Genomic DNA, 21,879 nt, shown 5'->3' on the forward strand with positions numbered 1-21,879 from the left:
CGATCGTGCCGGAGCAGAAGATGCTCTCCACTCTTACCTCCAGTTGTGTACGGGGCTGACCGTCTCGTCAGCTCGTCCCCAGGAACTCTCGTGCTCCGCGCAGCCGGGTGCTCAGCCGCCGTTGAGTGGCGCAGCTGTCGAGACGCACGTCGAGCGCGCCGGGCAGGTGGCTGTCCGCCCGACGGCCAGCAGGCAGCAGTGCGGGGTCTATCCCGTCGCGTCGGGCGATGAGCACGCCCATGGCGTAGCGGCTGAGGGCATCCGCGCCGGCCATGTGGAAGATGCCAGCGGCGTTGGACTCCACGAGCTCCCAGAGGGCGGCTGCCAGGTCAGCGACGTACACAGGGCAGCGCACGTCATCGGTGAAGAGCGCACCCTTCCGTGTCCCGGCTGCCAGCGCGTGCACCATGCGTTCGTGTTCGGACTGCCCGTGTCCGATGATCAGTGAGGTGCGGACGACCGCCGCATCCGGGCAGAGGAGCCGGACAGCCGTTTCGGCGGCAGCCTTCGCGGCCCCATAGGGTGTGAGTGGGTCCGGGGTGCAGTACTCGTCGTATTGGGCGCGGCCGATGCCGGAAAACACTGCGTCGCTCGAGACGTGCACCAGGCTGATGCCCAGCTTCGCGGTGGCCATGGCGACATGGATTGAGCCGTCCGCGGTGACTGTCCAGTCGGACTCGCCGCTCGTCACATCGAGCACCGTCTGTGGGGCCACCGTGTTCAGCAGCGCCTCGATGCGTACAGGGTCGCGGATGTCGAGCTGGTGCCAGGTAGTGACAGCAGGGTCGCCGGGGCGTGAGTGAAATGTCGCGGCCGTGCTCCGGCCCTTCAGGTGGGCCTGACGTAGCAGCTCCGTCCCTAAGAACCCGCTGCCGCCGATGATCAAAGCAGTCATGCCGTAACACGCTAGGGCACGCCTGCTGTGGTCTGAGGGTTAATCGAGAGCCCGGTACGAGACCAGCGAGACCAGGCTGGTTCGGCGCGAGCATCTCTCCAGAGAACGGAGCATCGGCCGTTCGTTCAGTCGGGTGCGGGCTGGGCGCGCTGCCGCAAGGTCTTGGTACGTTCTTGCGTATGACGCTGCGTTCGGTGGATCTGCGCAAGGTTCCCGTGGAAACCGTTCTGGATCGTGTGGAGCAGGCGCTGGGGGTATGCCTGGACCCAGGGACCGTGGTGCGCAAGCGCCGCTCTGTGGGCGCGCGCACGGACCGTGGTACGTGGGTGCGGATTGAGCGGCGGGGGCTCGATCGGATTGGGGTCCAGGGCGGGGACGGCACCGCATCCGCGGAGGCTCTGCGCGGGATCGCCAAGCCAGCCTGGATCGCCGGCCTTGCGTGGCGAGATGCGGTGGAGCCGGTGATGTGGCGGGCGGACGAGACGGAGCTGCTGCCAGGTACACCAGCGGGCAGCGCTGTGGTGGCGGAGGCCCCGAAGTTGTCGGATGAGTGGTGGGCCTCTCTGAGTGCTTCGCTGGACGCCCTTGCCTCGCAGCACACGAATCGGATTGCGACACCGGATACTGAGACCCTCACGCAGGAACTGGTCGGGGAAACGATCCACAACGTCTTCCCTGATGTCGATGCGACGGTGACCGACTGGCGGCCGGCTCACGCGGATCTCAACTGGGCGAATGTGACGGCGCCGGTGTTCTGCGTGTTCGACTGGGAAGACTGGGGCATGGCCCCGCGTGGTCTGGATGCGGCGAGTCTTTGGGGGGCCTCGCTGGCAGTCCCGGCCCTGGCCGAACGCGTCCGCCGCGCGCGGCACGACGATCTGAAAAGCCGGGACGGCAAGCTGATGACGCTGTTCGTCGCCGCGAAGATCCTCGGCCCCTACGCCGATCCGGACGACCCCCGGCTGGGGGCCGCCCGGGAGACGGCGGAGCGAGTGGTGAAGGAACTTCAGACGGCCTGACGGCGGTCCTGAAGGAGTCGCTTGTACTCCGAGATCACCTGGTCGTTGACCTCGTAGGCCACTGCGTCGACCAGTTCCCGCAGGTGGTCGACGTTGTTCGTGCCGACCGCGATCGCGTCGACCTGGGGTAGGCCGTAGGCGGAGCGGAACGCCGCCTGGATCCGTGTGGCCGAAGGAGAGTCCCGAAGGAAAATCCGTGGGTCGAACTTCTCCCACACTGCTTCGGTCGTGCTGCCGCCGAAAGGGCTCATTCCCCACACCTGCGATGGACGCCACCGCGTCACCAGGTCCTCGGCTGCTTCGAGGATGTCGACGCCGACCAGTAGCCCTGTCCGGACCATGAGGGCGTCAGGGCGGGGCGCATCGAGGTCCACGAGTGGGCGTGGGTCCCAGGTCGATATGCCCCATCCCCTGCATAGTCCCGCCCTCGTGGCGTCGGTCAAGACCGCGCACGCGCGCGTGAGCGTCTCGGAGTCCGGGCGGGAGTGCTCAGGGTTGTGGAGGAGTACGGTGTCCGGCTCCCGGCCCAGGTCTTTTGCGGCCCGCTGGACTGCGGCGCGCAGCCGGGCAGGGTCGAGGGAGTGCCCTCCGGGGAAGTATCCGACCTTGGTGGAGACGGAGAACCTCGGCAAGAGGTCGCCAGCCAGCGCGTTCAGCACCTCATGTGAGCGATGTCCGAAGTAGTTCGAGGCGGTGTCCAGGCGCGCTACGTCCAGTTCGGCGGCTTCTTCGAGTACGTCACGGGCGTGACCAGACCGGTATAGCCCGAGGATGACATCTCCGTCAGTGGTTCGCACAGCCCCTCCGCGATGAGCAGTTCGGCCAGGGTCAGGGTGTCCTCGGTGGCGCCGTCGAGGTAGACCGGGTGACCCGACAGGAGCGCACGTAGGCCCGGCTCCGCGCGCTCGTGGAAGGTCAGCCGCTTTCCCCCACCGACGACTTGGACCGTGTCGCCGGAGCGAACGAGGGAGGGGGCGAACTCGGTGGCGGCTGCAACCCCCTCCGGCCGACCGAAGGCGGCCACGTAGGGCAGATGGCGTGCGGGTGGGGTGCTGGAGCGGAGTTCGTCCAGGTACCGCTCGGGGCTGTAGGCGGCGGCCAGAGTGCTGAGCTTGTCCGCCAGCGCCTTGTGGGCGGTTCCTTCGGTGCCCTCCAGGTCGCGGCGGAACGTCTCATCCGCGCGGGCGGCGTCAGACAGGAAGTTGGCCCACGTGACGCCGCTCCGTTTGGTGAACCCGAACGTCACGTGCAACGAGTGGCCGTCGCTGCCGGAGCCGAGTCGGGTGGCGGTGTGCCAGAAGCCGCGAGGGATGTGCATGACGTCGCCGGCCCGCATCGTGCCCTTCCACAGCACTTCCTCGGAGGGCGTGCGGTTGCGTTTGGCGTCGCGGTACATCGGCGCCGACCGGGACGGGCCGCGTACCTCCCACGATTTTTCGCCGGAGAGTTGCACGGCGATGACCTCGTGGTCATCCCAGTGAAGGTGGAATCCGTCGGTGTCGCCGACCGCGAGGTAGGCGTTAGCGGAGGTCAGTTCGCCTGACCACCAGCCGAGGGCCCGGCAGGCGACTTCCAGTGTCGGGTCGAAGAAGTCCACGTGGTCCAAGACCACGGTGCCGTTGTTGTTGAGGATCCGTCCGAGGGCCGCCAAGTCGGCCTGACTCACAGCCTGCCTTCGCCGGTTGACGTTGGTGGAAAGGAACGTGGACGGGTGTATTTCATCGCCCTCGGCATAGCAACGCAGCTGCGGATTAGCCAGGTGGCGGCGCTTGATCAGGTCCAGCAGCTTGTGCGGCGTCAATAGCCGAGCGGGCAGCGCCGGGTCCATGAGGCGGCCGCGCGTGAACGCGGCCCCTACGGAACCCGGCCCGTCCCAGCCGAGAGCCTTCTCGATGTGAGTGACGAGCCGGTGCTCCAAGGGTTCCCCCTACGCCTTCGGGAGGTTCAGGTCGCGGTTCTCGCCGTCATCGCCCGCACTGTTCTGCGAGCTGGTGATGTCTGACCGCTCGGCCTCACTGCGGTCATGCGCGGTCGCCAGTTCCTTCACGGCGATCAGGAGCGCGGGGCTGGTCCCTGCTCCCTGCGTGGACGCCCTGTCTGCCATCGACGCTCTCCCCTCAGTCGCTACCGCCCTGATCCGGGCGAAGGTTTGAGTTAACCCGCGTCCAGCAGAAGGGAGTAGAGCTAGATTCGGACATGTGTGCGGGCGTGCGTCTTGTTCATCGGCGACACCACGCCTGTGTCCGGGGAGGGGGGTGGCCGCCCTTCGGGCTTCGCGACGTTCAGGAGGGTGTCGAAACGCCGACGAGACGCGCCGACACTCCGCGCAGCCGATGTGGTTGGTGGCAGCGCATCTTCAGCAGCGATAGGCGCGCGGCTGAGCGGCAGTGGGCGGGAGTCGACGAGCGGGCATCACACTGGGGATCGTGGCGGCTGTGGGGGCAGGAACGAGAGCCGTGGCGGTGGCGACCAGCTCGGCCAGGAGGTCCTGGCTGGCGCCGGCGGAGAGCCGTATCGTCCACGCGGCATGGTCGAGGATGTCCCTGCCGTACAGAATCCAGCAGTCGGCCATGGCGTGCGGGGCGTGCTCGACCGTGATCGCGTTACCCGCAGACGTCCAGGTGGTGCGTGCGGGGTGGCTGGTGGGATGCCACCTGGCGGCTTGGAGGATCTCGTGCGGTTTCCCCAACGGCGCGTGGGCCGGGGCATCGAGGTAGTGCAGGATCGCGTGGATCAGAGGGACAGGGGCGCTGGCGGTGATGGTCGTGTGCCAGAGGCGCTCGCCGACCGGGCCGTTGTATTCGGCGATCGTCCAGGCGACGTCGGTGCGGTGACGGGCCTCGTGATCGAACTCGGCCCGGGCGATGAGGGATTCGTGGACGGCGATCGTTGTTTCGTCGAATGGCCGGTACTTCTCCCACTGCGGGGCGCCGTCGAAGAGGGCCTGGAGGAATGATTCGTGCTCGCCAGGTCCTGCGGCAGGTGGCTCGGCTGTGGGCGCCGCGGTCTCCCGGTGATCGGCCAGCGCTGCTCCCGTAAGGACTTGGCGGACAGTGTGTTCGAGGCCGGTCAGCGGGGCGGGGCCGGGGCGAACGGCGACGGAGTACAGCCGGTGGAACTCGGCGATGGCCTCCGTCTCGCTCTCGAACGTGGAGGTGACCTGCCGGACATGGTCCTCACCGTGGAGGTGGACGTGGCACCGGACGCCGGTGGTGTAGCTGGCGACGGCGACGGTGTTCTGTCCGTCGTCGGCGTGCAGGTGGACGACGAGGCGGCCTTCGGCGATGTCGTCGTGGATGCGCTGGGCTTCAGCGCTCACCTCGCGGACTTCTTCCGTTGTGCACCAGGGGAAAGGGGTAGTTGCTCCATTCCCACTCGGTGTTGATCTCGTCCTGGAGGCCGGGTGCGATGTCGACGGTGAAGCCGTATCGCTTCAGCTGTTCGGCCGCGGTGTCGGCGTAGTGGGGCTCGTCGCGGTCGATGCGGGCGAGCACCATGGTGGTGGGGCTGCTGCTGCGCCAGCCGAGGTCGTGGAGGTGGGAGCGGGCGGCGTCGGCCGTAGGGCCGCTGGTGGTGGCGATGACACCCGGGTGGTGGTCGGGGTGGAGGGCGAAGTGGATGTGGGCGCTGGCAGGGGCGTGGGGCATCGGGGTCCATCGGCTAGGGGACTCGCCCGGCGGTGGGTTGCCGGGCCGGGGGAGGGACTGGGGCGCGCTGGGTGGTGAGGGGACCTCGCGGACCGGCTCGTGGGCTGGTGGATTCAGCGGATGGGAGGGAAGCCGGTAGCGGACGGGTGGCGTTCTGCCAGCGGCTGCGGACGGTGTGCAGGTCGGCGAGTGCGCGGCGGCTGCCGGTGACGAGCTGGTGCACGGTATTGGCCGGGTCCGCGGTGTAGGCGGTGATCTGCCGGGCTGCGAGGAGGGCTCGGGCGAGCAGGTTCCGTTCGAGCAGCTGCTCCCCCCAGTAGTCCGCGGAGCCGACGGGCTCCGACAGCAGGGCGATCACGGCAGCCGGGGCGATGCCGGTGGCCAGGAGGCCGCGCTGCTGGGCCTCCCACAGCATCGTGACCGGGTCCACGGGATCTCCGCGGTGGGCCAGCGCGGTCACGGCCTGCCACAGGCCGGCGTGGACAGGGTCGAGGAAGTCGTCCGCGGTCAGCCAGCGCATCTCCCGGACCTGTTCCGGCCGGGACACCGCGCAGGCGAGCAGCCACTGCTCGGCCTCCCGGTCTTCGTCCCGTTCGGCCGGCCGAGGGGTCGGCGGTAGAGGGGTGCGGGGCAAGGGGCGGGCGTGGGAGGGGAACCGTTCGGCCAGGTGATCAAGGTGCCTGGCGAGGGTGTCGGCGGCGGAGAGAGCGTGGCGGGGCCGGTCCGGCACGGTGGTGTCCGTGGCGGCCTGCGCGAGTTGCTCGGCGTGGAGGCCGATGGTGCGCCGGGCGTGCTCGGCGTGGATGACGGCGGCGTACGCGGCCACGTGCTGGGGCTGGGGGCAGGCGGAGATGAGGGTGTGCATGTAGGAGGGGGTCAGGCCCGGCGCCTGCGGCCGGGCTTTGGCCAGGACCGCCGTGAGCCAGGCGAGCCCGGTGCTGCTGGTCATTTGCTCCGGCGTGGGGACCTCCCGCATCGCGGCGAAGACGGCGCCGTGGACGGGGCTGTCGAAGAACGAGGGGCTGAGGTCTTCCACGGCCGGCAGGAGCGCTGGCTGGAGCAGGACGGCGCCGAGGAGCGCCTGCTCGGCGTAGTGGAGCGGGGGGCGCTCGGTCGGTTCGTACAGATCCTCGGCATCGGTGTCGGGGGTGAGGTGCATCAGGCGGCCAGGGTGAAGTCGTCGGCGGTGAGGGTGCGGTCGAGGTGCGGGGCGAGGAGGTGTGCGGCGAGCCGGGGCGGGACGGCGTTGCCGATCTGGGAGAACCTGGCGCCCTTGGTGCCCTGCCAGGGGTAGTCGGCGGGGAAGGTCTGCAGGGTGCCTGCCTCGGCGGCGGTGATCCGGATCGGCGCCGGCGTCTCCTGGGTCTTGACGTGATCCGGGTGGGCGACCCAGGTGCATTCGTTGGCCCGGTGCCCGAAGAACAGCGTGCCCGCAGGCTCCGAGACCGGTCGGACGGTCGCGTGGGCCTGGTTGTTGCTGCGCAGTGCCCAGGTCCAGTGGGTGGCCTTGCTGGTGCACGTCGGGGCCGGGCCGGAGGCCGGGCTGTTTCCGCGCGTTCCGTACCGGGCCGTCCAACCCGCGCCGCGGGTCTGGGGCTTGAGGACGATGTCCGAGGGCGCCGGGGGCTCCGTCCATGTCCCGCGGTCGCGCGCGTCGGCCAGGGTCTTGCGGGCGCCGGAGGGGAAGGGCTCAGGGCCACCGCCGGGTCCACCACCAGCGCAGACAGTCGGCACGGGACGATCGGTGGCGCCCCAGCCGAGTGCCTCGGCCATGGACACCCACCGTTCGCGGCCGGGCCCGAAGAGGGTCTCCGGCTCAGCGAAGCGGGCGTGCGTCGGCGGCGGGGGTTCGGCAGTTCGGACGCGCGAGGCGAGGAGGATCGCTCGCTTGCGCGTCTGCGGGACGCCGTAGTCAGCCGAGTTGAGGATTCCGGTCCAGGCGGAGAAGCCCCAGGACCGCAGGATCGCGGCGTACTGCTTCCACAGGGGGAGGACGTCGGGGACCTCCTCCATCGCCACCCAGTCCGGCTCGCCCGCCGAGGCGAGGGCGCGGAGGTAGCGCATCGGCTCGGCCGCCAGGAGGGAGCGCTCGTCCTGGCAGGCGCCGAGGAGCTTCTCGCGGGTGTCACGGCCGGCGGCGAGATCGGCGACCGCCTGGTGCACCAGCGGCTGGTCGACCAGCCCCAGACGCTTCCCCGCCATGCTCCACGCCTGGCACGGCGGGGAGGCGATGAAGCCGCGCGTGCGCCCGGCGAAGATCCCGGCCGGATACATCGCGACGTCCGTACGGATGGTGAGCAGGCCGGCGGCGGCCCGTGTCTTGCACGCCCACTCGTCCCACTCCAGTCCGACGTCCCGGATTCCGAAGCGGCGCAGAGGGACGCTCCAACCGCCCGGGCCGGCGAACAGATCGATCACGAGATCGCGGCCCATGATCACGCCGTCAGCCCGAAGTCGTCCTGGACCGGGTCGGCTTCGCCACGGCACGACCAGGGAGAGCAGCCGTTGACGACCCCGCCTTCCAGCGCGGAGGCCGCCTCGTCGCCCAGTGCCGCACGTTCCGCGGCGGTGACATGGTCGATCGGGGCCTGGTCGAGGGGGACGCGAGAACGGTGGAGGAAGGCTTCGCCGAGCAGCTTGTTCCCGGTGGCGTTGGCCCGTGCGTTTCCCTGGCGGATAGCGACGTCGAATTCCACGACGTCCTCCCATTCGGCAGGGGAGGCGTCGCGTATGTGCCGCCAATGGGCATTGCCGTGGAATGGGCAGCCGAGGCAGCTGGACTTCGGGGTGTCGGCGAGGCCGAGAGAGGTGAGATAGCGGACGCAGTCAGAGCGGGACCAGTCCATCTCGATCAGCGGGTGCAGGTTCCGCATGTACTGGACGTCGGCGTCCTTGGCGCGGTGGAATTCATCGGTGGATATGCCGATCCACTGCTCGACGAAAACACCCTTCGGTACGCGGGTCGGGTACGGGTAGCCGAGGAGCTTCCGGATCGTCTTCTTGATGGGCTTGACCTTGTATTCCCCGGTGCACTGGCGCCTGGTCATCCCAGGTCGACCGTCCCTGTTCAGGATGTAGAGCGGCATCGAAGCGAAGCGGTGATCGGGGTTAAGGGCGTCGTCGCGAATATTGCCCGAGGAGACGCGAAGGATCGGTATCCCGGCAGGGGTTGCTACCTCTTCTTCGAGGCGGTCGAGGTGACGGTAGACGGATTCGGGTTCCCAGCCTGTATCGGCGAATATCGCATAGTCGATCTTGGGGAGGATTCCTTCAGCGGAGAGCGCGAGGAGAGTGCTGGACTGAACTCCGGCACCGAGGGACAGAGCGCGGAAATGGGGGGTGGGGGAGAGCGAGCGGGAAATGGAAATTCCTTGGGCGAGGTGAAAGAGAGGCGTCACGTAGGGGCGGGCGAGCGGGGGAGGGCCGGTGCGGGGCGAGGAGCCAGGGAGGCGAGGAGGCGCCACTGGGCGCTGGAAGGGGCCCTCGGCGGTCAGGGGGTGCGTGCCGGAACGGGCCGGACAGCCGTCGCGCGAGGACACGTGTCGGCAAAGGCCCTGCCGAGGCGCGATGCGAGGGCGAAGCGTCCGGTGTCGGTCAGGTGGAGGCGGACCGACCGGGAGCCGGGTACGGGGCGGCGCGCTTCGCTCAGGACCCAGCTGCGAGATTCCAGGGCCCTGGCCGGGGCGCTGGACTCAACCGAACTGAAGGGCGCCGAGGTGGTCGCGGAATTGTGTGGTCTGACTGGCGAGGGTGAGGACCGAGGCAGGAGGAGCGTCCGCCACCCACTCCCGATCCGCTTCGTGTGTGCTCGTCATCGCTGTCGTCCCGTCCCGCCTGCGACGGGAGGCATCAGCAGCGGGGTGGGGGCGGGCCCGGAGCGGCTGGTGGTGAGGCTGATCGGCTCTGTCCGGCTGCGGGCTTCGGAGTCGGCGGCGGCCCGGCTGGGGGGCGGGGTTCCCGCAGGCTCGGCTTCGAAGGCCGGGGCGACCCGATCGAGGGTCGTGGCGATGAGCTGGGCCTGGTCGTGAGCCTCGCGGAGTTGTTCGGCGGCGTTGTCGGGGAGCTGGTCCCACTGGGCCCGGTACTGGTAGCGCTGGATGATTTCCGCGGCGTTGCGCATCTGCTCGGCGACCTGCCGCAGAATGGCGATCTGCTGGTCGGGTGCTGTCGCGGTGTGGGTGGCCTGGAGGAGTTCGTCCAGCGCGGTCGGCAGCGGATCGTCGTCTGCGGGCAGTCCGAAGAGCGTGGCGTGAATGACTTGGGCGAAGCCCGTGACTGGGCCGCCGCGGGAGCGGTGGTTGTAGTCGGCTGCCGCCTGCCGGCGGACGCCGAAGTTCATCGTCACGTCACGGGGCGCGGCGCCGGGGCGGATCTGGTCGGCGAGTGCACGAGCGACGTCGTGCGCGGTCGGGATGTCGGGGGACGTGGGAGAACCTCCTTTTGGATGGGGGCAGTTCGTAAGGAGGGGTGGCTCGGTACGGGTCCGTCAGCGGGCCATCCCGAAGAGGGGTGTGGTTGAGGGCTGCGAGGGTGGAAGCGGCTGACCCTAACGGGCAGGGGGCCTTCCCGGGCCCGCGCTGGCCGGGTCAGCGGCGAAGGCCGGCAGCGGAGGAAGGGCGTGCGAGACGTTCGAGCGCCTGCGCCGAGGGCAGCGAGGTGGGCACGCCCGGCTGCGGGCGCTGGTCGGCTGGCGGCCTACGTACGGTGAGTACGGGTGCGGGGGAGCCGTCTGTGGTGATGCCAAGCACGCGGTCGCCCGGAAGCAGCTGGTCGGCGGTGATGGTGATCAGGTCGTGCACCGCGGCAGGCTCCGACTGAGGGCTCCAGCCCAGGGCGTGAAGCGCGGATTCCAGGGGAAGTTCGTGCTGGTCCATGGCGTAGCGCAGGGTGCCGACGGGGATCTGGGTGTGCCGGGCCCAGTCCTCCAGCCCCATGCTGAGGCCGTAGGCCCTATGGGGAATGCCAGTGCCCAGGGTCGAGCGGTTCTGTGGCTCCTCGACGATGGCTTGTTCGGGATCCCAGCCCTGGGTGAGGCGCCGTCGGATGGTGGTAGTGCTGCAGTTGGCACGCGGGTCGACGCCCCAATGGCACAGCGGCTTGGTCTCGCCGAAGGCGGTGATGTGCATGGTGAAGTCCGGGCCGTCGGCTCCCTTGAGCAGAGCTTCCTCGAAGGTCATCCCGAACTTCGCGATCCGGTTGTAGAGCGTGTGGTACTTGATCCCGGACTGGTCCGCCCAGCCACGCAGGGTCAAAGTCCGTTCCTGGAAGGTGTGTTCCAGTACGGGCTTATCGTGGCGCTGCCGGGTGATGGCGTCCTCGGGCAGCCACCCGAGAGCGAGCCGGGTCCGCAGGGCTTCGCGGTTGACCGCGCAGCGGGGGTCTTCGGCCCAGGACGCCAGTGGCTTGGCCTCACCGAACGCGGAGATCTGCCCGCGGGCCAGTTCCCACATGTAGCGGTCTCGGCGCCGCTCCTTCGGCCAGGCCGTGCGTCGGCCCGCAGGCGTCGACTGGGCGATGGGACCGGGCGCTTCGCTGGAGGAGGAATCGTTCATGTGCATTCATTCATCTGGCCCTCTGGACCCGGGTGCCGGTTCGGTCGGAGGAGTTCGTGGCCGTTGCTGCCGGCCGTGTGCTCAGGGCGGGGCCTGACGGCCTGCCGAATGTGGCGGCCAACTCGAGGACGTGAGCGGCGAGCGGTGTCTGGTCGAGCGTGTCACCGGTCTGCGTCATCGGCTTCGCCCCCGCGAGGCGGCGTCGCCCAGCCCGCCGAGCGAGTGCGCGACGTGCGCACCCAGCGGCTGCTTCCCGTTGAGCGGCGTCAGCCTCGCCGCGCCGAGAGCGAGGAACGGGATGTCGCCATGGGCGCGCTCGACCGGGTCAGGCGTAGCCAGGAAGGTGAGGAACTGGGCGGCCAGCTCTTCGGGGAGGTCGCCTTCGGCTCGGAGCGACCAGCGGGTGCCGAAGCCGTCGTACACGGAGTGCTCCACGCGCCAGGGCCCACCCGGTTCGCAGTACATGGTGCAGTGCCCGTCGGGGGAAGAGAACGAGGCCCCGTCCGTGGTCCATCCGCTCAGGTCGGGGATCTCGGCGACCGATCGGGCGGTGAGGGGGATCCGGTCGGCATGCCGCGTGTCGCCAAGGAGCTGGGGCAGGGCCTGGGTGATGGCGGCAAGGGGTTCGAGCGGGGTGAGGTGGGTCGCGGTGATCTTCCAGAGAGGATGGGACGTGGTGCGCGATCGTCCACCATGTTCCGTGGGCGCTGGTCGGTGCGAAGTCCAGCAGCAGGTCGTGACCTGGGCTGTCCACGCTGATGTGGCCGGATGCCGGATCGTGGACGTGGTCCCACCCGAACAGGTGGATCAGGGGGCCGAGGACATCCGTGAGCCGGTCACCCGCGCCTGCCAGGTGCCGGGGCGACACCAGGAAGCGGTCTGTGGAGATGCTCTCCATGGCTACCTGCTCCGGGCAATGAAGGCATCGGCCCGTGTGGGCGCGGATGGCACCGCGCTCAGGGCTGGCTTAGGCGTCGCGGAGGTGGCCCGGTCGATCAGGAGCTGGTCCTCGGCACGGGCGGCGGAGGAGGCCAGCCGCCGGGAGAGGTTCTGGGCGAGCCCCCGGTAGGCGCCGGCGGCGCGATCGAGTTCTTCCGTTGCCTCGGAGAGGTAGCTGCGGCTGGTATCCGCCGTCCGGTCGCCGTCCTCGTAGAGGAGGGCGTCGGTGCGGCCGGTGATGCCGTACGCGCACAGGGAGGCGGCGACGGAGATCCGCAGGGCTGCCTCCGACATGTAGGCGAGGTTCTCGTGCCCGTTCTTCATGACGGCGTACTGGCTGGTCGAAAGGGCGTCGAGCTGCTGCAGGCACCTGATCGCCAGCTGGTGGGTGCGTACGGCGATGGGGGCGATCTCCCGCACGGGCCGGGCAATCTCGCCGGCCCGGACGCCGTCGATCTCGGTGCGCAGGTCGCCCAGCTCGCCCGGCAGGAGCCCGAGGAGACGGGTCTGTTCGGCGAGGTCGATGATCTTCACTGGTCTCCACGAAGAGGGGATGTGCGGACAGGGCTGGGCCGGACAGGGGGAGTTCTTTACGCGGCCTGGTCGAAGTCGCCCTGGGTCGGCTGCTGTTTGGCGATGGCGCGGGCGGTGATGGCCTTCGACGCGCGGGCAGAAGCGGCTGCGAGTTCGTCGGAGCCGGGCTCGGCGTACCAGGGGCGGAGGGCCAACATGGCGACCCTCATACCGGTGGCCAGGCACAGGGCAGAGCCCTTGGGCAGTGCGCGGATCGCGTCGGCGGGCAGGATCCGTTCCTGCCGCATCGACACCGAGGTGGACTTCCCGGACTCGGAGGTCGAGGTGGAAGTGGTCTCGACGTCGTGGTCTCCGACCATCCGGCTCAGCTTGTCGGCGAAGTCCGGATCATCGATGCCGGAACCGATGATCTTCACGGTGGCCGCGCTCCACATGGCGTCCATGCCCGCGTCGCCCCACACCTTCTGGCCCTGGCGGTAGGACTGCAGGATGGTGATCGGGATGATCCCGCGGCTGCCGAGGTGCGAGTACAGGTCGGGGAGATCGCTGATCTTGCAGACATTTGCGGCCTCGTCGAGGATCGCGAGCATCGGCGGGTCCAGTCGCCCGCCGGCGCGCTCGGCCTGGGCGGTCGCGGCCCGCATCACCGAGTCCGCGCACGCCGCGATCAGCGCGCTCGCGCCGCCTCCACCGTCCTTCGACAGCAGGAACAGGGAGTCGGTGGAGGTGACGAAGTCGGCGGGGCGGAACTCGGCGACGCTGCTCTGTGGGGTGACCCAGGCCGCGATGTCCTGGTTGAGCAGGGCGGCGGCGTACTGCCTCGCGGTCTCGTAGATCCCGTCACGGGTTTCCGGCGGGCCTTCCACGGTCCCCTTCAGCTGGGAAGCGACCGCGGTGAACTTGTGGTCTCGCAGAATGTCCAGCGGGGTACGGTCCGCCGGGAAGGCGAGCCATCCCATCACGTCCGTGATCGGCCGCTCGTCCAGTGCGGCAGCCAAGAAGAGCTGCGCCAGGATGTTGGATCCAGCCTTCGACCAGAAGTCGCCCTGCTGACTCGCGTCGACGCTCGCGGCGAGGAAGTGCCCGGCGAGCCGTCCCGCGCCGTCGAGAGTCTTGGCGTCGGCGAGCGGGTTCCACCACATCGTCCGCTCGGCGTGGGCGATCTGCTGAGGGTCCATCGACCACACCCGCCCGACCTGGCAGCGGGCGTCGAAGCACGCCGTATAGGCGTCGCCGGCCGCCTTGTTGGACGTGAGCAGGACGGGCCCAGGGGCGGCCAGGATTGACGGGATGGCCAGGCTGGTGGTCTTTCCGGAGCGCGGGGCCATGATCGCGACCGCCACGTCCTCGAAGCCCATGCGGACCTCGTGGCGGGTCCCGGCGAGGTTGCCGACCAGGATGCCGGCGTCGCGGGGGGCGATGTGTTTGGCGTTCTTCAGGCTCGGGCGCAGGGAGCGTGCCTTGGCTTCAACGGCCTTGGCGAGCAGCGGCTGGATGTCGCGGGCCGTCGCCATCCCGGCGACGGTTTTCTTCCTGCTGCCGCCGGCCCGGTTCTTGTACCGCATCCACAGGAGGCCGGCTGTGACGGCGAGAAGCAGGGTCAGCAGGACGGGGATGACGCGGGTAGTCAGGAGCAGGGACGTTTCGCCGGCTGCTGGCCAGAGCTGTTCGGGGCGAAGGAGGGCCTCTCCTGGGCGGTAGGGAACCCAAGGGCCGGTGCCTGCCGCCCAGGCGGCGATGTTGCTGCTCAGCCAGGCGATGGAGGCGGCTGGAAGGCCGACGGCGAGGGCGGCGAGGAGCACTTTCAGGGCTATGTCGTAGCCGTCGGAGCTGGAGGAGGGGGCGGATCGCAAGCGGAGGGTCCTTGGACGGTGCGGGCGGGGTGCGTCAGCGGGTGTGGCGGCGCGGCGGTGGGGGCGTCGGTGGCGCGGGCGGCGGGCTCGCGCGGCGGGCGGCGAGTTGCTCGATCCGCTCCGGCAGCACCCGGGCCACGCTTTCCGCCGGCTGTTCCTGCCACTGCAGGGTGACCCGGTGGAGGGAGAGGCCCTGGGTCTGCTCGGAGGAACGGCGCACCGGCTCGGGGTCGGCGAGAGCCGCGAGGAAGGCGGCCACGAGCACCCGGGGCGTGGCGCCGGAGAACCTGGCCTTCCACACGGGGTCGTCCGTGTAGAGGTTGGCGGTGATGCGCCAGTCGGTGCTGCCGGAGTAGTTGTGGCGCTCCCCTCGGACACGGCTGTCCGGGGAGCGGAAGTCGCTGGTGGAGGCGACGTCCCATCCAGCCCGCGTGAGCACCCTGTACGGCTCGGCCATCGCCGCGGCGTTGTAGTCGGGGTGGCTGAGCGCGTCGGTGACCGCGGCGATCAGCTCGACGGGGGTTGCGCCGTCGAACGACGCCTGCCACTGCGCACCAGTGCGGCCGTCACGGTGGGAGAGGTGCCACCACGGCTCGTTGAGGGCCGGTTCCAGGCGGAGCATGGACTTGTTGTCCGGGCTGGTCAGGATGACGCGGGGCATGAGCGGGTCCTGCCCGTGGCTCCATCCGGCGCTGGCGTGCAGAGCCGCGGTCACCCACGCCGGGTCGCCCGGACCGGCGAGGTAGCGGGGGGAGACGAGCGCCTGCGCGACCTTCGCGGCCCTCATCCCAGTCCCCGCGCCGGTCGGGTGGGCACCGGGGCCGGAGCCGGGACCGGCACCCATCGGGCGGGCACCTTATAGGCGGCAGCGTGGATGTCGAGGAGGGTGTGGCCGGCGGTGGCCCACGTGTCGAGGTAGCCCCATGCCTCCTCGTTGCGCTCGGCGACGGAGTCGACGAACTTCTCCGGCGAGACAGGAGCGGCGCGGTGGGCTTCGCGGACCTCGGCGTGCTCGCGGCGCAGTTCGTCCAGCCGGTCGAGGGCCCGGTTCAGCTCGCGCAGCTGGTACGCCCATTGAGGCGAGATGTCGCCCGCCGGGACGTGCTGCAACTGGACGGAGGCCGTGGCGAGGATCTGGCGGGCGCCGGGCCGGACGGGTAGGAATGCTCGCCAGGTCTCGGAGTCACGCTGGACCATGCGCCAGCCGTAGCTGACTTCGTCGATCGCACGGCCTTCGGCATCAGAGTGCTCGTCGGAGTAGATGTCCCAGGCGGCGAGGATGGTCTCGCTCTCCGCCAGAAAGGTCTTCAGCTGTGCGAGCAGGAGGGGGTGGGAGTCGGAGGGCGTGCTCAGGGCGGATCCTTCGTGCGGGTGGGGGCAGGGAGGCCGGCTGCGGGTCAGCGGCGACGTGCGGGGGTGGCTGCCGGTGAAATGGGGCCGGTAGAGGTGGTGATGGTGGGGGCCGCGGGCCGGTAGCCGCGGGCCTGGGCGAGGCGATTGCGGTGTGCGGTGACGATGCGGGTGCCGATCCCGACTTCCCGGCCTACGTGAAGGTGGGGGCCTTCATTGATCTCGAAGCGGGGACGCAGCACGGGAGCCGGGTCGCAGAGCGCGGTGGCCATCGCGTTCAGCACGTGGCCAGGGGCGCGCGAGTCCAGGGCCACTCGCCACAGGAATCCCTCGGGGCCGTAGGGCCCTGAGTTCCGGGCGACCTCGACCTCCCAGCCGCACAGGCCCATGGAGGGCGAGACGCGTCGCTCGGCCACGGCGGTGCGGTCGGGGGAGACGATCTTGTGCCCGCCGTCGCCGTCGGCTGTGTGCTTCCAGCCCTGCTCGGCGAGGATGCCGGCCAGGTCATCGGAGGCGCTGTCTGGCGTGGGGCGCACGAGAGCGTCGGTGAGTCCGGCGATGATCTCCACGGGGGCGTCGCCGCTGAACGAGGCGTACCAGTTGTCTCCGAGCGTGCTGTGGACCTTCCACCAGCCGTGGAAGTGGTGAGGGGATGGCTTGTAGACGAGCTCGTGGTCACGGTCGGGGCTCTTCATGCGGATGACCGGGTGCAGGGGATCGGAGTGCACGGTCCAACCGGCGGCGTACAGAGCGTGGGTGATGTGCCGGGGATCGCCGGGGCCGGCCAGGTAGCGGGGTGAGACCGGCGAGCCGAGCTTGCTCAGGTAGTCGTCGTTGAAGGCATCCAGCTGACGCGAGTCGATCACGGAGGAGCTGCTCCTTCAGGTGGCATTCATCGGGTACGGGCTCCGCCGCTCGCTGCGTACGGGCGGGCGGGAGCGGGCTTACGGGTGCGGGCGCGGGCGGCGGCCCAGGAGTTACGCCCCCAGGTGGTGGCGCGGGCGGCGGTGATCCGGGCCTGCTGCCAGGCGCTGAGCTCCGACGGCCGTACGGATACGGAGGTGACCTGGGTCCACTTCGAGGGCGGGACGTGTCCGCGGGGCCGCATGGCCGGTTGAGGGTCGGCGAGCGCGGCGGAGAAGTTCTCGATCAGGTGCACCGGGGTTGTGGAGGAGAAGACCGCGTCCCAGGTCCGGCCGTGCTCGGTGCGGGCGCCGGCCCACCAGTGCGCCTGACCTGGCTCGTTCTGGTGGAACTGCAGCCAGGCGTTGCGGTCGGGGCTGATGGCGGTGAAGTGCTGGCCGCGCTCGGTCTCCCACTGCTGCTGCTGGAGCGGCGACCACGGGTTGGGGGCGTGGGCCGAGCGGTCTCGGGTGAGGGCGTCGGTGAACCCGGCGACGATCTCCACCGGCGTCTGCCGGGTGAAGGTGACCTGCCAGGCGGCCTCGGTCGCGGTGGCCTGGCCCTGGATGTGCCAGCCGCCAGGGTGCTGTCTGTCGGGGTGTTCGATGGGGTCGTAGACGACGCGCACCAGGTGGTCGGCGCGGTCGAAGACGAGCGGCCCGCCGGTGACGGAGCGGTCCGTCCAGCCGGAGGCGCGCAGGAACTCGGTCACGTGCCGGATGTCGCCGCCGCCGGCCAGATGCCGGGGCTCGACGAGGTAGTGCTGCTCGGCCTGGTCACCGGCCCCCCAGTTGGGGTGCTGTCGAGGGCTCACCGGTGCCTCCGTACGACGAGGGGAACTGGCACGGGCGGCTTGACGGGCGTGGTGGAGGGGGTGCGGGCGGCGGCCAGGGTGTCGAGGTGCTCGTCGAGGTCGAGGCCGATGTCGTTGAGCTCGTTGGCGGCGCGCCCCAGGGCGAGCCACACCTCCGGCGGCAGCAGTCCTTGCGTGGCCTGCTGTTGGGCGAAGCGGCTGGCGGTCGCGGCCAGAGTGGTGAACGCGCCAAGGGCGCCGTGCTCGGGGTCGAAGACGTCGGCCAGGACGGCGACGGTGTCGGGTGGAGTGCCGGGCCGGGTCAGGTACTCGTTGAGGTGGTCGAGCCGGGCGGCGATGCTGCGGGCCTGGTAGGCGCCGTAGGTACGGGGGGTGGGCTGTTGGTTCAGGGCGTGGCTCCAGTGGGGATCGGTGCGAGCCGGGGGTGCGGTCAGCGCCGGGGGCCCGGCGGGCCGGCGGCCGGGGACGGAGGAGGCTGGGAGGGATCCGCGGGCGGCTTCTGCGAGGTGCGGTGGGCCAGCATGCTCTGGGCCCAGGCGGTTACATCGAGTTCCTCGGGGTCGATGTTGACGTTGAACCCTGCGATCAGGAGCGGGAGGATCGCGCGGGTGGCGAGCTGCCGCTGGGCTCTCTGGCCCAGGCCGCCGGGGGTCTCGTGCCAGGTGTAGACGGGCCCGGCGGTCACCTCTTGTCGGCGCTCCAGACCGGAGGCATCGAGCCGGGCGAGGAGTTCCTCGGGGGCGCCTGTCCTGGTGACGATGTGGAGGCGATCGGGATGGTCGGCCTTGCGGTAGATCTCCACGTCCGTGTTGTTGTCGTCCGCGAGGTTCAAGACATGCTCCAAGGGGCGGGGTTGGGGTCGGCGGCGGAGCTCATCGGCTGCGCGCGGCGGAGGTCGTTGGCTGGGCGGGCAGCGGCCGGGTCATGGCGGTTGCCGGCGGTGCGGGGTGCCGCATCCCGACGCCGACACCGAGTTCGGCGAGCAGTGCTCCGACGGCCCGGACGTACCGGGCCTGGAGGGCGGTGTCATCGCCGGGCAGCACGAGCAGGTCCTGACGGGTGTCGTGGACGAAGCCGTGGTCGGTCAGGAGCCGGGCCAGCGCGACGGAGTCGGGGACCGGGGTGGTCAGGGCGTCGGCGGCCCAGGTGAGGTCGACTTGCTTGGGAAGCGGGGCGTCGAGCGCGGCGGTATTGCGGCGGGCGTGTGCCAGGGCGTCCGCGTAGCGGGGGAGCAGGTGCAGGGTGGTGGCCTCGGCTGCGTGGAACGGGTCGGCGGGGACGGCGAGACCGTCGGGCTCGCGGACTCCCGCGTACGCGGCGTCGGGGAGGTCGGCGGGGGCCAGGGCGGCGACGAGGAAGCCTTCGGCCTGGGCGAGGTGGTCGATGACGAGCAGGCGGGTGTTGTCGTCGGTGCGGGTGAGGACCGCGCAGTGGGTCACGGCGTGGGAGGCGATGGCGTGGGCTGTCTGGTCCATGTCCCACACGGCGGTGGTGAGGTGGTCGTAGTCGGTACCGCCGTGGTCGGGGTGGTACTGGCTGGTCCACCGGCCGGGCAGTTCGCCGGCGAGGATGGTGGCGAAGGATTCGAGGTCGCTGGGATCGGTGTCGTGCAAGGCAGTCCTTGGTGCGTGGGTCAACGGCGCCGGGCCGGTGGCGCGGCGGGCGGCCGGGCGGCAGTGCGGGGACGGGGCAGGGGCAGTGGACGGACGCTTCGCGTTCGTGGTCTGCGACTTTGCCGGGGCAGGGGCGGCGTGCGGGGTGGTCCTCGTGCCGGTCGGTGAGTTCGTTGCGCAGCTGGTGGAGCTGGGCGGCGATGACCGCGAGGTGGTGTCCGCTCAGGCCGCGCACGGTGGCGGCGGTCTGCCGGTCGGAGTCCTTGCCGAGGGTTTCGAGGAACTCGTCGACGGAGGCCAGGACCTGGGCGAGACCGGCGAGGACGCCGTCGTGGGAGGCGGTCAGCTCGGTCAGGACGGCTGCTGCGTCCTGGGTCGTGGAAGCCCGCCGCAGCTGGTCGGCGAGGGCGGCGACCTGCGCCCCGAGGGGCAGATAGTGGGAGGTGCGCTGGTCGGTGTCGAAGTTGGCGTCGCAGGCGACCCAGTAGCCGACCGAGCGGAGTGCGGACACCGCGGCGGTGGCGACGGTTTCCTCGTCGGCCTGGTCGAGGCCGGTGGGGAGGCGGTGGTACTGCTCGTGGCGGCGGAGGATGTGGACGAAGCCGGTGCGCTGCAGGACGCTGTGGGCCTCCGAGTCGCCTCCGTGGGCGAGGACTTCGCCGGAGTCCGGATCGCGCCGTAGTTCGATGTGGCGGTCGCTGAGCGCCAAGCAGGAGTCTCCTTACATGGGGGGCCGTGTTCCCGCTCGTGCCGCCGGGAGCGCGGCCGGGAGGCTCGATGCCGTGGCGCCCGGGGGTGCCGGCGGCCGACGGAGTTCCGCGGCAGTGGTGGTGAGGTCCCGCTCGAGGTCGAACATGCGGCGGGCGAGCCACTCCAGGCGGTGACCCGCCTCGCGGAGGGGGGCCTGCGGATGCCCGGCGAGGAGTTGGGCGTGCAGCTCGACGACGCGGCGTGCGTCGGCAAGCGGGGCGGTCACCTCCGCCAGGGGAGCGAGGCGGTCGGTGGGAGTGAGCGCGCCGGGGGTGAGCAGGCCGAGGTCGCTCTCCAGGCGGCGGGCCTCGGCAGCCAGGTGGCGGCGGAAGCCAGCGGGCTGGCGCTGCCAGGTGCCGTCGAGCCGGATCAGGCTGGCGATCAGGCTGAGGTGGTGTGGACGGGCCTGGAAGGCGACCCATCGGCAGCCCTGGTCGTCGCCGGGGATCTCGATGCCGGCCGCGCGGGCGATGCGGTGGGCGACCTCGGACCACTCCTGCCCGGTCAGTGACCGGTCTTCGGGCGCGAGGCGGACGTCCAGGTGGAAGACCGAGCGCCGGTCCTGGCCGGGGCTCACCGCGAAGGGATACTCGAACAGCGGATCGTTGATGTGCTCCGCCCAGTCCAGCACCGTCCACGACCCCGGTTCTCCGACCGCCGTGTCCACGTCCAGCCCCGGCCAGTAGGCCACCACCATGTCCGCGGGGAGCTTCTCCTCGTAAGAGAGCGGGGTGTCAAAGACGTCGTCGGCCAGCACAGGTCCGACGTCACCACCCCGCTGGTGGACGCGGATGATCACCGCCCGGCCGCCTTCCCGTCCGTGGCGTGGACGAGCTGGCCGAGGTCGGTCACCCGGTACCAGCCGAGGTCGACCTCCTGCGTGCCGACGACCTTCGGGAGGAGGAAGTCCTCCAGGGCCCGCAGGTAGATCAGGCAGTCGGGGCACCGCTTGGAGAGGTGGACGAGGTAACGGGGGTGGGCGGTGATGAACGACTGAGCGCCGCCGAGCGGGTTGCGTACCCGCCACCCGTCCTCGTCGGTCGGGGTGTGCCAGGAGGGCGCCACAACGGTCATCGACTCGCCCCACAGTTCACCGTCGGCAACGCCCTTGATCACCACGATCTGATCGCCGGGGGCGAAGTGGGCGTGGGTGATGTCGCGGTCGGAGGTGATCGTGTCGACGGGGGCGAACACGGGGCGGGTGGGTTCGGGCACGGTGGGTCCTTCCGCAGAAAGCCGCAGGTGGCGTTGGGGGCAGGACTCCATGGTCTGGAAATCGGCCGGTTAGGCTAACCGGCGAACGTGCGCTATATATGTGCGATTTCGCGTCGGTGCGGAGCCGGTCAGCGGTGCGGGTTCTCGGTGCCGACGTCGGCGCTCGTGGCAGCGTCGAGCAGCTCGGGGAGATCGGTGCCGTCGGTGTCGCGCTGGTCGATCCACCACCCGGCGCGGCTGATCGAACGGATCTTGTCCTCCAGGACGGCCCAGTCCGCCTCGTCCCAGGTGCCTTCGCTGACCAGGGCCGTGTATGCGGCGGTGACGAGCTGGAACCGGGAGCGCTCGCCCCAGGCCAGGGCCCGCTCGGACCCCTCCAGCGGGGGCATGTCGAACCGCTCGGCCCACTCGACGGCCGCGGCCTGTTCCTCCGCGCGGCGGGCGGCGAGCCACTGGTCCTTCGCGACGGTGTCGGCGTCGCGGGCGGCCTTCCAGCAGTCGGTGCACTCGCGGCCGGCGAGCCAGCGGGCGAACCCCGCCCGGCGGTCGGCTGCCCGGTCGGAGAGGTTGTGCATTACCTCGTGTCCACAGCTGTGGATCACGGTCCAGACGGTCTTGATCCCCGGGGAATTCCGGTTGCTGGGCGTTACGTTCGAGGTCGGGCTGCTGGTCTGGGGCTTCAAATCGTGTGCCTTTCGTCGGCGGTTGGGGTGGTGGCCTGCGTTGCTGCGGAGGGTCGTGCATCAGATGCACGATTCGGCGGCAGACGGAGGTGGTCCGGGGTGCTCGGCGGTG

General features: G+C 70.3%; 26 protein-coding genes. 2 read left to right on the forward strand and 24 right to left on the reverse strand.

Translation table 11 applies throughout. The features are described from left to right. Window positions 1-67: 67 nt before the first annotated feature. Entirely contained in the window at window positions 68-895 is an 828-nt protein-coding gene (locus ACGFZF_RS14095; protein ID WP_392582327.1) for an SDR family oxidoreductase, read from the reverse strand. A 179-nt stretch (window positions 896-1,074) separates the two neighbouring features. Here ACGFZF_RS14095 and ACGFZF_RS14100 point away from each other — a divergent pair, with 179 nt between their 5' ends. Continuing rightward, window positions 1,075-1,914: a hypothetical protein gene (locus ACGFZF_RS14100; RefSeq protein WP_392582326.1), complete on the forward strand. Its 840-nt coding sequence runs from the start codon at window positions 1,075-1,077 to the stop codon at window positions 1,912-1,914. On the opposite strand, the gene ACGFZF_RS14105 is transcribed toward ACGFZF_RS14100, so the two are convergent. The 20 genes from ACGFZF_RS14105 to ACGFZF_RS14200 form a co-directional block, all read right to left on the reverse strand. Further along, a complete protein-coding gene (locus ACGFZF_RS14105) occupies window positions 1,902-2,711 on the reverse strand; it encodes an aldo/keto reductase (RefSeq protein ID WP_392625646.1) in 810 nt (269 codons plus the stop codon). The genes ACGFZF_RS14100 and ACGFZF_RS14105 overlap by 13 nt on opposite strands. Then, on the reverse strand, window positions 2,621-3,832 hold the full coding sequence (locus ACGFZF_RS14110; RefSeq protein WP_392582324.1) for a JmjC domain-containing protein: 1,212 nt from the start codon (window positions 3,830-3,832) through the stop codon (window positions 2,621-2,623). The genes ACGFZF_RS14105 and ACGFZF_RS14110 overlap by 91 nt, the downstream gene beginning before the upstream one ends. A gap of 9 nt (window positions 3,833-3,841) precedes the next feature. Next, entirely contained in the window at window positions 3,842-4,018 is a 177-nt protein-coding gene (locus ACGFZF_RS14115; protein WP_392582323.1) for a hypothetical protein, read from the reverse strand. 252 nt (window positions 4,019-4,270) lie between these two features. Further along, window positions 4,271-5,233 (reverse strand): DUF317 domain-containing protein, encoded by a 963-nt coding sequence (locus tag ACGFZF_RS14120; protein WP_392582322.1) that lies wholly within the window; start codon window positions 5,231-5,233, stop codon window positions 4,271-4,273. Next, complete coding sequence (locus ACGFZF_RS14125) at window positions 5,223-5,561, reverse strand: hypothetical protein (protein ID WP_392582321.1); 339 nt, start codon at window positions 5,559-5,561, stop codon at window positions 5,223-5,225. Before ACGFZF_RS14125 ends, ACGFZF_RS14120 begins: the two co-directional genes overlap by 11 nt. Window positions 5,562-5,574: 13 nt before the next feature. Next, window positions 5,575-6,720: a DnaB-like helicase N-terminal domain-containing protein gene (locus ACGFZF_RS14130; RefSeq protein ID WP_392582320.1), complete on the reverse strand. Its 1,146-nt coding sequence runs from the start codon at window positions 6,718-6,720 to the stop codon at window positions 5,575-5,577. Then, window positions 6,720-7,994 (reverse strand): DNA cytosine methyltransferase, encoded by a 1,275-nt coding sequence (locus ACGFZF_RS14135; RefSeq protein WP_392582319.1) that lies wholly within the window; start codon window positions 7,992-7,994, stop codon window positions 6,720-6,722. Before ACGFZF_RS14135 ends, ACGFZF_RS14130 begins: the two co-directional genes overlap by 1 nt. 2 nt (window positions 7,995-7,996) lie before the next feature. After that, a complete protein-coding gene (locus ACGFZF_RS14140) occupies window positions 7,997-8,884 on the reverse strand; it encodes a hypothetical protein (protein ID WP_392582344.1) in 888 nt (295 codons plus the stop codon). Between the two features lie 488 nt (window positions 8,885-9,372). After that, the gene (locus ACGFZF_RS14145; protein WP_392582318.1) at window positions 9,373-9,900 is read right to left on the reverse strand and encodes a hypothetical protein; all 528 of its coding nucleotides are present in this window, start codon (window positions 9,898-9,900) and stop codon (window positions 9,373-9,375) included. Between the two features lie 247 nt (window positions 9,901-10,147). After that, complete coding sequence (locus tag ACGFZF_RS14150; RefSeq protein ID WP_392582317.1) at window positions 10,148-11,113, reverse strand: hypothetical protein; 966 nt, start codon at window positions 11,111-11,113, stop codon at window positions 10,148-10,150. A 174-nt stretch (window positions 11,114-11,287) separates the two neighbouring features. Further along, on the reverse strand, window positions 11,288-11,890 hold the full coding sequence (locus ACGFZF_RS14155; RefSeq protein ID WP_393554235.1) for a DUF317 domain-containing protein: 603 nt from the start codon (window positions 11,888-11,890) through the stop codon (window positions 11,288-11,290). A 123-nt stretch (window positions 11,891-12,013) separates the two neighbouring features. Continuing rightward, window positions 12,014-12,586, reverse strand: coding sequence for a hypothetical protein (locus tag ACGFZF_RS14160; protein ID WP_392582316.1), 573 nt, complete (start codon window positions 12,584-12,586; stop codon window positions 12,014-12,016). 56 nt (window positions 12,587-12,642) lie between these two features. Beyond that, entirely contained in the window at window positions 12,643-14,439 is a 1,797-nt protein-coding gene (locus tag ACGFZF_RS14165; RefSeq protein ID WP_392582315.1) for a type IV secretory system conjugative DNA transfer family protein, read from the reverse strand. A 34-nt stretch (window positions 14,440-14,473) separates the two neighbouring features. Next, window positions 14,474-15,226, reverse strand: coding sequence for a DUF317 domain-containing protein (locus ACGFZF_RS14170; RefSeq protein ID WP_392582314.1), 753 nt, complete (start codon window positions 15,224-15,226; stop codon window positions 14,474-14,476). Beyond that, complete coding sequence (locus tag ACGFZF_RS14175; RefSeq protein ID WP_392582313.1) at window positions 15,223-15,636, reverse strand: hypothetical protein; 414 nt, start codon at window positions 15,634-15,636, stop codon at window positions 15,223-15,225. Before ACGFZF_RS14175 ends, ACGFZF_RS14170 begins: the two co-directional genes overlap by 4 nt. 200 nt (window positions 15,637-15,836) lie before the next feature. Then, the gene (locus ACGFZF_RS14180) at window positions 15,837-16,655 is read right to left on the reverse strand and encodes a DUF317 domain-containing protein (RefSeq protein WP_392582312.1); all 819 of its coding nucleotides are present in this window, start codon (window positions 16,653-16,655) and stop codon (window positions 15,837-15,839) included. 26 nt (window positions 16,656-16,681) lie between these two features. After that, window positions 16,682-17,506: a DUF317 domain-containing protein gene (locus tag ACGFZF_RS14185; protein WP_392582311.1), complete on the reverse strand. Its 825-nt coding sequence runs from the start codon at window positions 17,504-17,506 to the stop codon at window positions 16,682-16,684. Next, entirely contained in the window at window positions 17,503-17,658 is a 156-nt protein-coding gene (locus ACGFZF_RS14190) for a hypothetical protein (RefSeq protein ID WP_306768195.1), read from the reverse strand. Before ACGFZF_RS14190 ends, ACGFZF_RS14185 begins: the two co-directional genes overlap by 4 nt. Before the next feature lie 278 nt (window positions 17,659-17,936). Next, entirely contained in the window at window positions 17,937-18,338 is a 402-nt protein-coding gene (locus tag ACGFZF_RS14195) for a hypothetical protein (protein WP_392582310.1), read from the reverse strand. Window positions 18,339-18,378: 40 nt separating this feature from the next. After that, window positions 18,379-19,119 carry a hypothetical protein gene (locus tag ACGFZF_RS14200; RefSeq protein WP_392582309.1) on the reverse strand — a complete coding sequence of 247 codons (741 nt, stop codon included), beginning with the start codon at window positions 19,117-19,119 and terminating at the stop codon, window positions 18,379-18,381. Window positions 19,120-19,204: 85 nt separating this feature from the next. Between ACGFZF_RS14200 and ACGFZF_RS14205 the strand changes: the two genes are divergently transcribed. Then, a complete protein-coding gene (locus ACGFZF_RS14205; RefSeq protein ID WP_392582308.1) occupies window positions 19,205-19,801 on the forward strand; it encodes a hypothetical protein in 597 nt (198 codons plus the stop codon). Window positions 19,802-19,840: 39 nt separating this feature from the next. On the opposite strand, the gene ACGFZF_RS14210 is transcribed toward ACGFZF_RS14205, so the two are convergent. The 3 genes from ACGFZF_RS14210 to ACGFZF_RS14220 form a co-directional block, all read right to left on the reverse strand. Next, a complete protein-coding gene (locus tag ACGFZF_RS14210) occupies window positions 19,841-20,668 on the reverse strand; it encodes a relaxase/mobilization nuclease (RefSeq protein WP_392582307.1) in 828 nt (275 codons plus the stop codon). Then, the gene (locus ACGFZF_RS14215) at window positions 20,665-21,084 is read right to left on the reverse strand and encodes a hypothetical protein (RefSeq protein ID WP_121827781.1); all 420 of its coding nucleotides are present in this window, start codon (window positions 21,082-21,084) and stop codon (window positions 20,665-20,667) included. The genes ACGFZF_RS14210 and ACGFZF_RS14215 overlap by 4 nt, the downstream gene beginning before the upstream one ends. Before the next feature lie 128 nt (window positions 21,085-21,212). Further along, window positions 21,213-21,659: a hypothetical protein gene (locus tag ACGFZF_RS14220; RefSeq protein WP_359751030.1), complete on the reverse strand. Its 447-nt coding sequence runs from the start codon at window positions 21,657-21,659 to the stop codon at window positions 21,213-21,215. Window positions 21,660-21,879 lie beyond the last annotated feature (220 nt).

Source organism: Streptomyces sp. NPDC048338 (assembly GCF_043201055.1).
In the GTDB taxonomy this organism is placed as follows: domain Bacteria; phylum Actinomycetota; class Actinomycetes; order Streptomycetales; family Streptomycetaceae; genus Streptomyces.

Excerpts from the sequence above, each read along its gene's own strand:
- ACGFZF_RS14100 (WP_392582326.1), top strand. The coding sequence starts at position 1,075 with ATGACGCTGCGTTCGGTGGATCTGCGCAAGGTTCCCGTGGAAACCGTT.
- ACGFZF_RS14115 (WP_392582323.1), bottom strand. The coding sequence starts at position 4,018 with ATGGCAGACAGGGCGTCCACGCAGGGAGCAGGGACCAGCCCCGCGCTC.
- ACGFZF_RS14125 (WP_392582321.1), bottom strand. The coding sequence starts at position 5,561 with ATGCCCCACGCCCCTGCCAGCGCCCACATCCACTTCGCCCTCCACCCC.
- ACGFZF_RS14150 (WP_392582317.1), bottom strand. The coding sequence starts at position 11,113 with ATGAACGATTCCTCCTCCAGCGAAGCGCCCGGTCCCATCGCCCAGTCG.
- ACGFZF_RS14170 (WP_392582314.1), bottom strand. The coding sequence starts at position 15,226 with ATGAGGGCCGCGAAGGTCGCGCAGGCGCTCGTCTCCCCCCGCTACCTC.
- ACGFZF_RS14220 (WP_359751030.1), bottom strand. The coding sequence starts at position 21,659 with ATGCACAACCTCTCCGACCGGGCAGCCGACCGCCGGGCGGGGTTCGCC.
- ACGFZF_RS14135 (WP_392582319.1), bottom strand. The coding sequence starts at position 7,994 with ATGGGCCGCGATCTCGTGATCGATCTGTTCGCCGGCCCGGGCGGTTGG.
- ACGFZF_RS14145 (WP_392582318.1), bottom strand. The coding sequence starts at position 9,900 with ATGAACTTCGGCGTCCGCCGGCAGGCGGCAGCCGACTACAACCACCGC.
- ACGFZF_RS14095 (WP_392582327.1), bottom strand. The coding sequence starts at position 895 with ATGACTGCTTTGATCATCGGCGGCAGCGGGTTCTTAGGGACGGAGCTG.
- ACGFZF_RS14130 (WP_392582320.1), bottom strand. The coding sequence starts at position 6,720 with ATGCACCTCACCCCCGACACCGATGCCGAGGATCTGTACGAACCGACC.
- ACGFZF_RS14175 (WP_392582313.1), bottom strand. The coding sequence starts at position 15,636 with ATGGTCCAGCGTGACTCCGAGACCTGGCGAGCATTCCTACCCGTCCGG.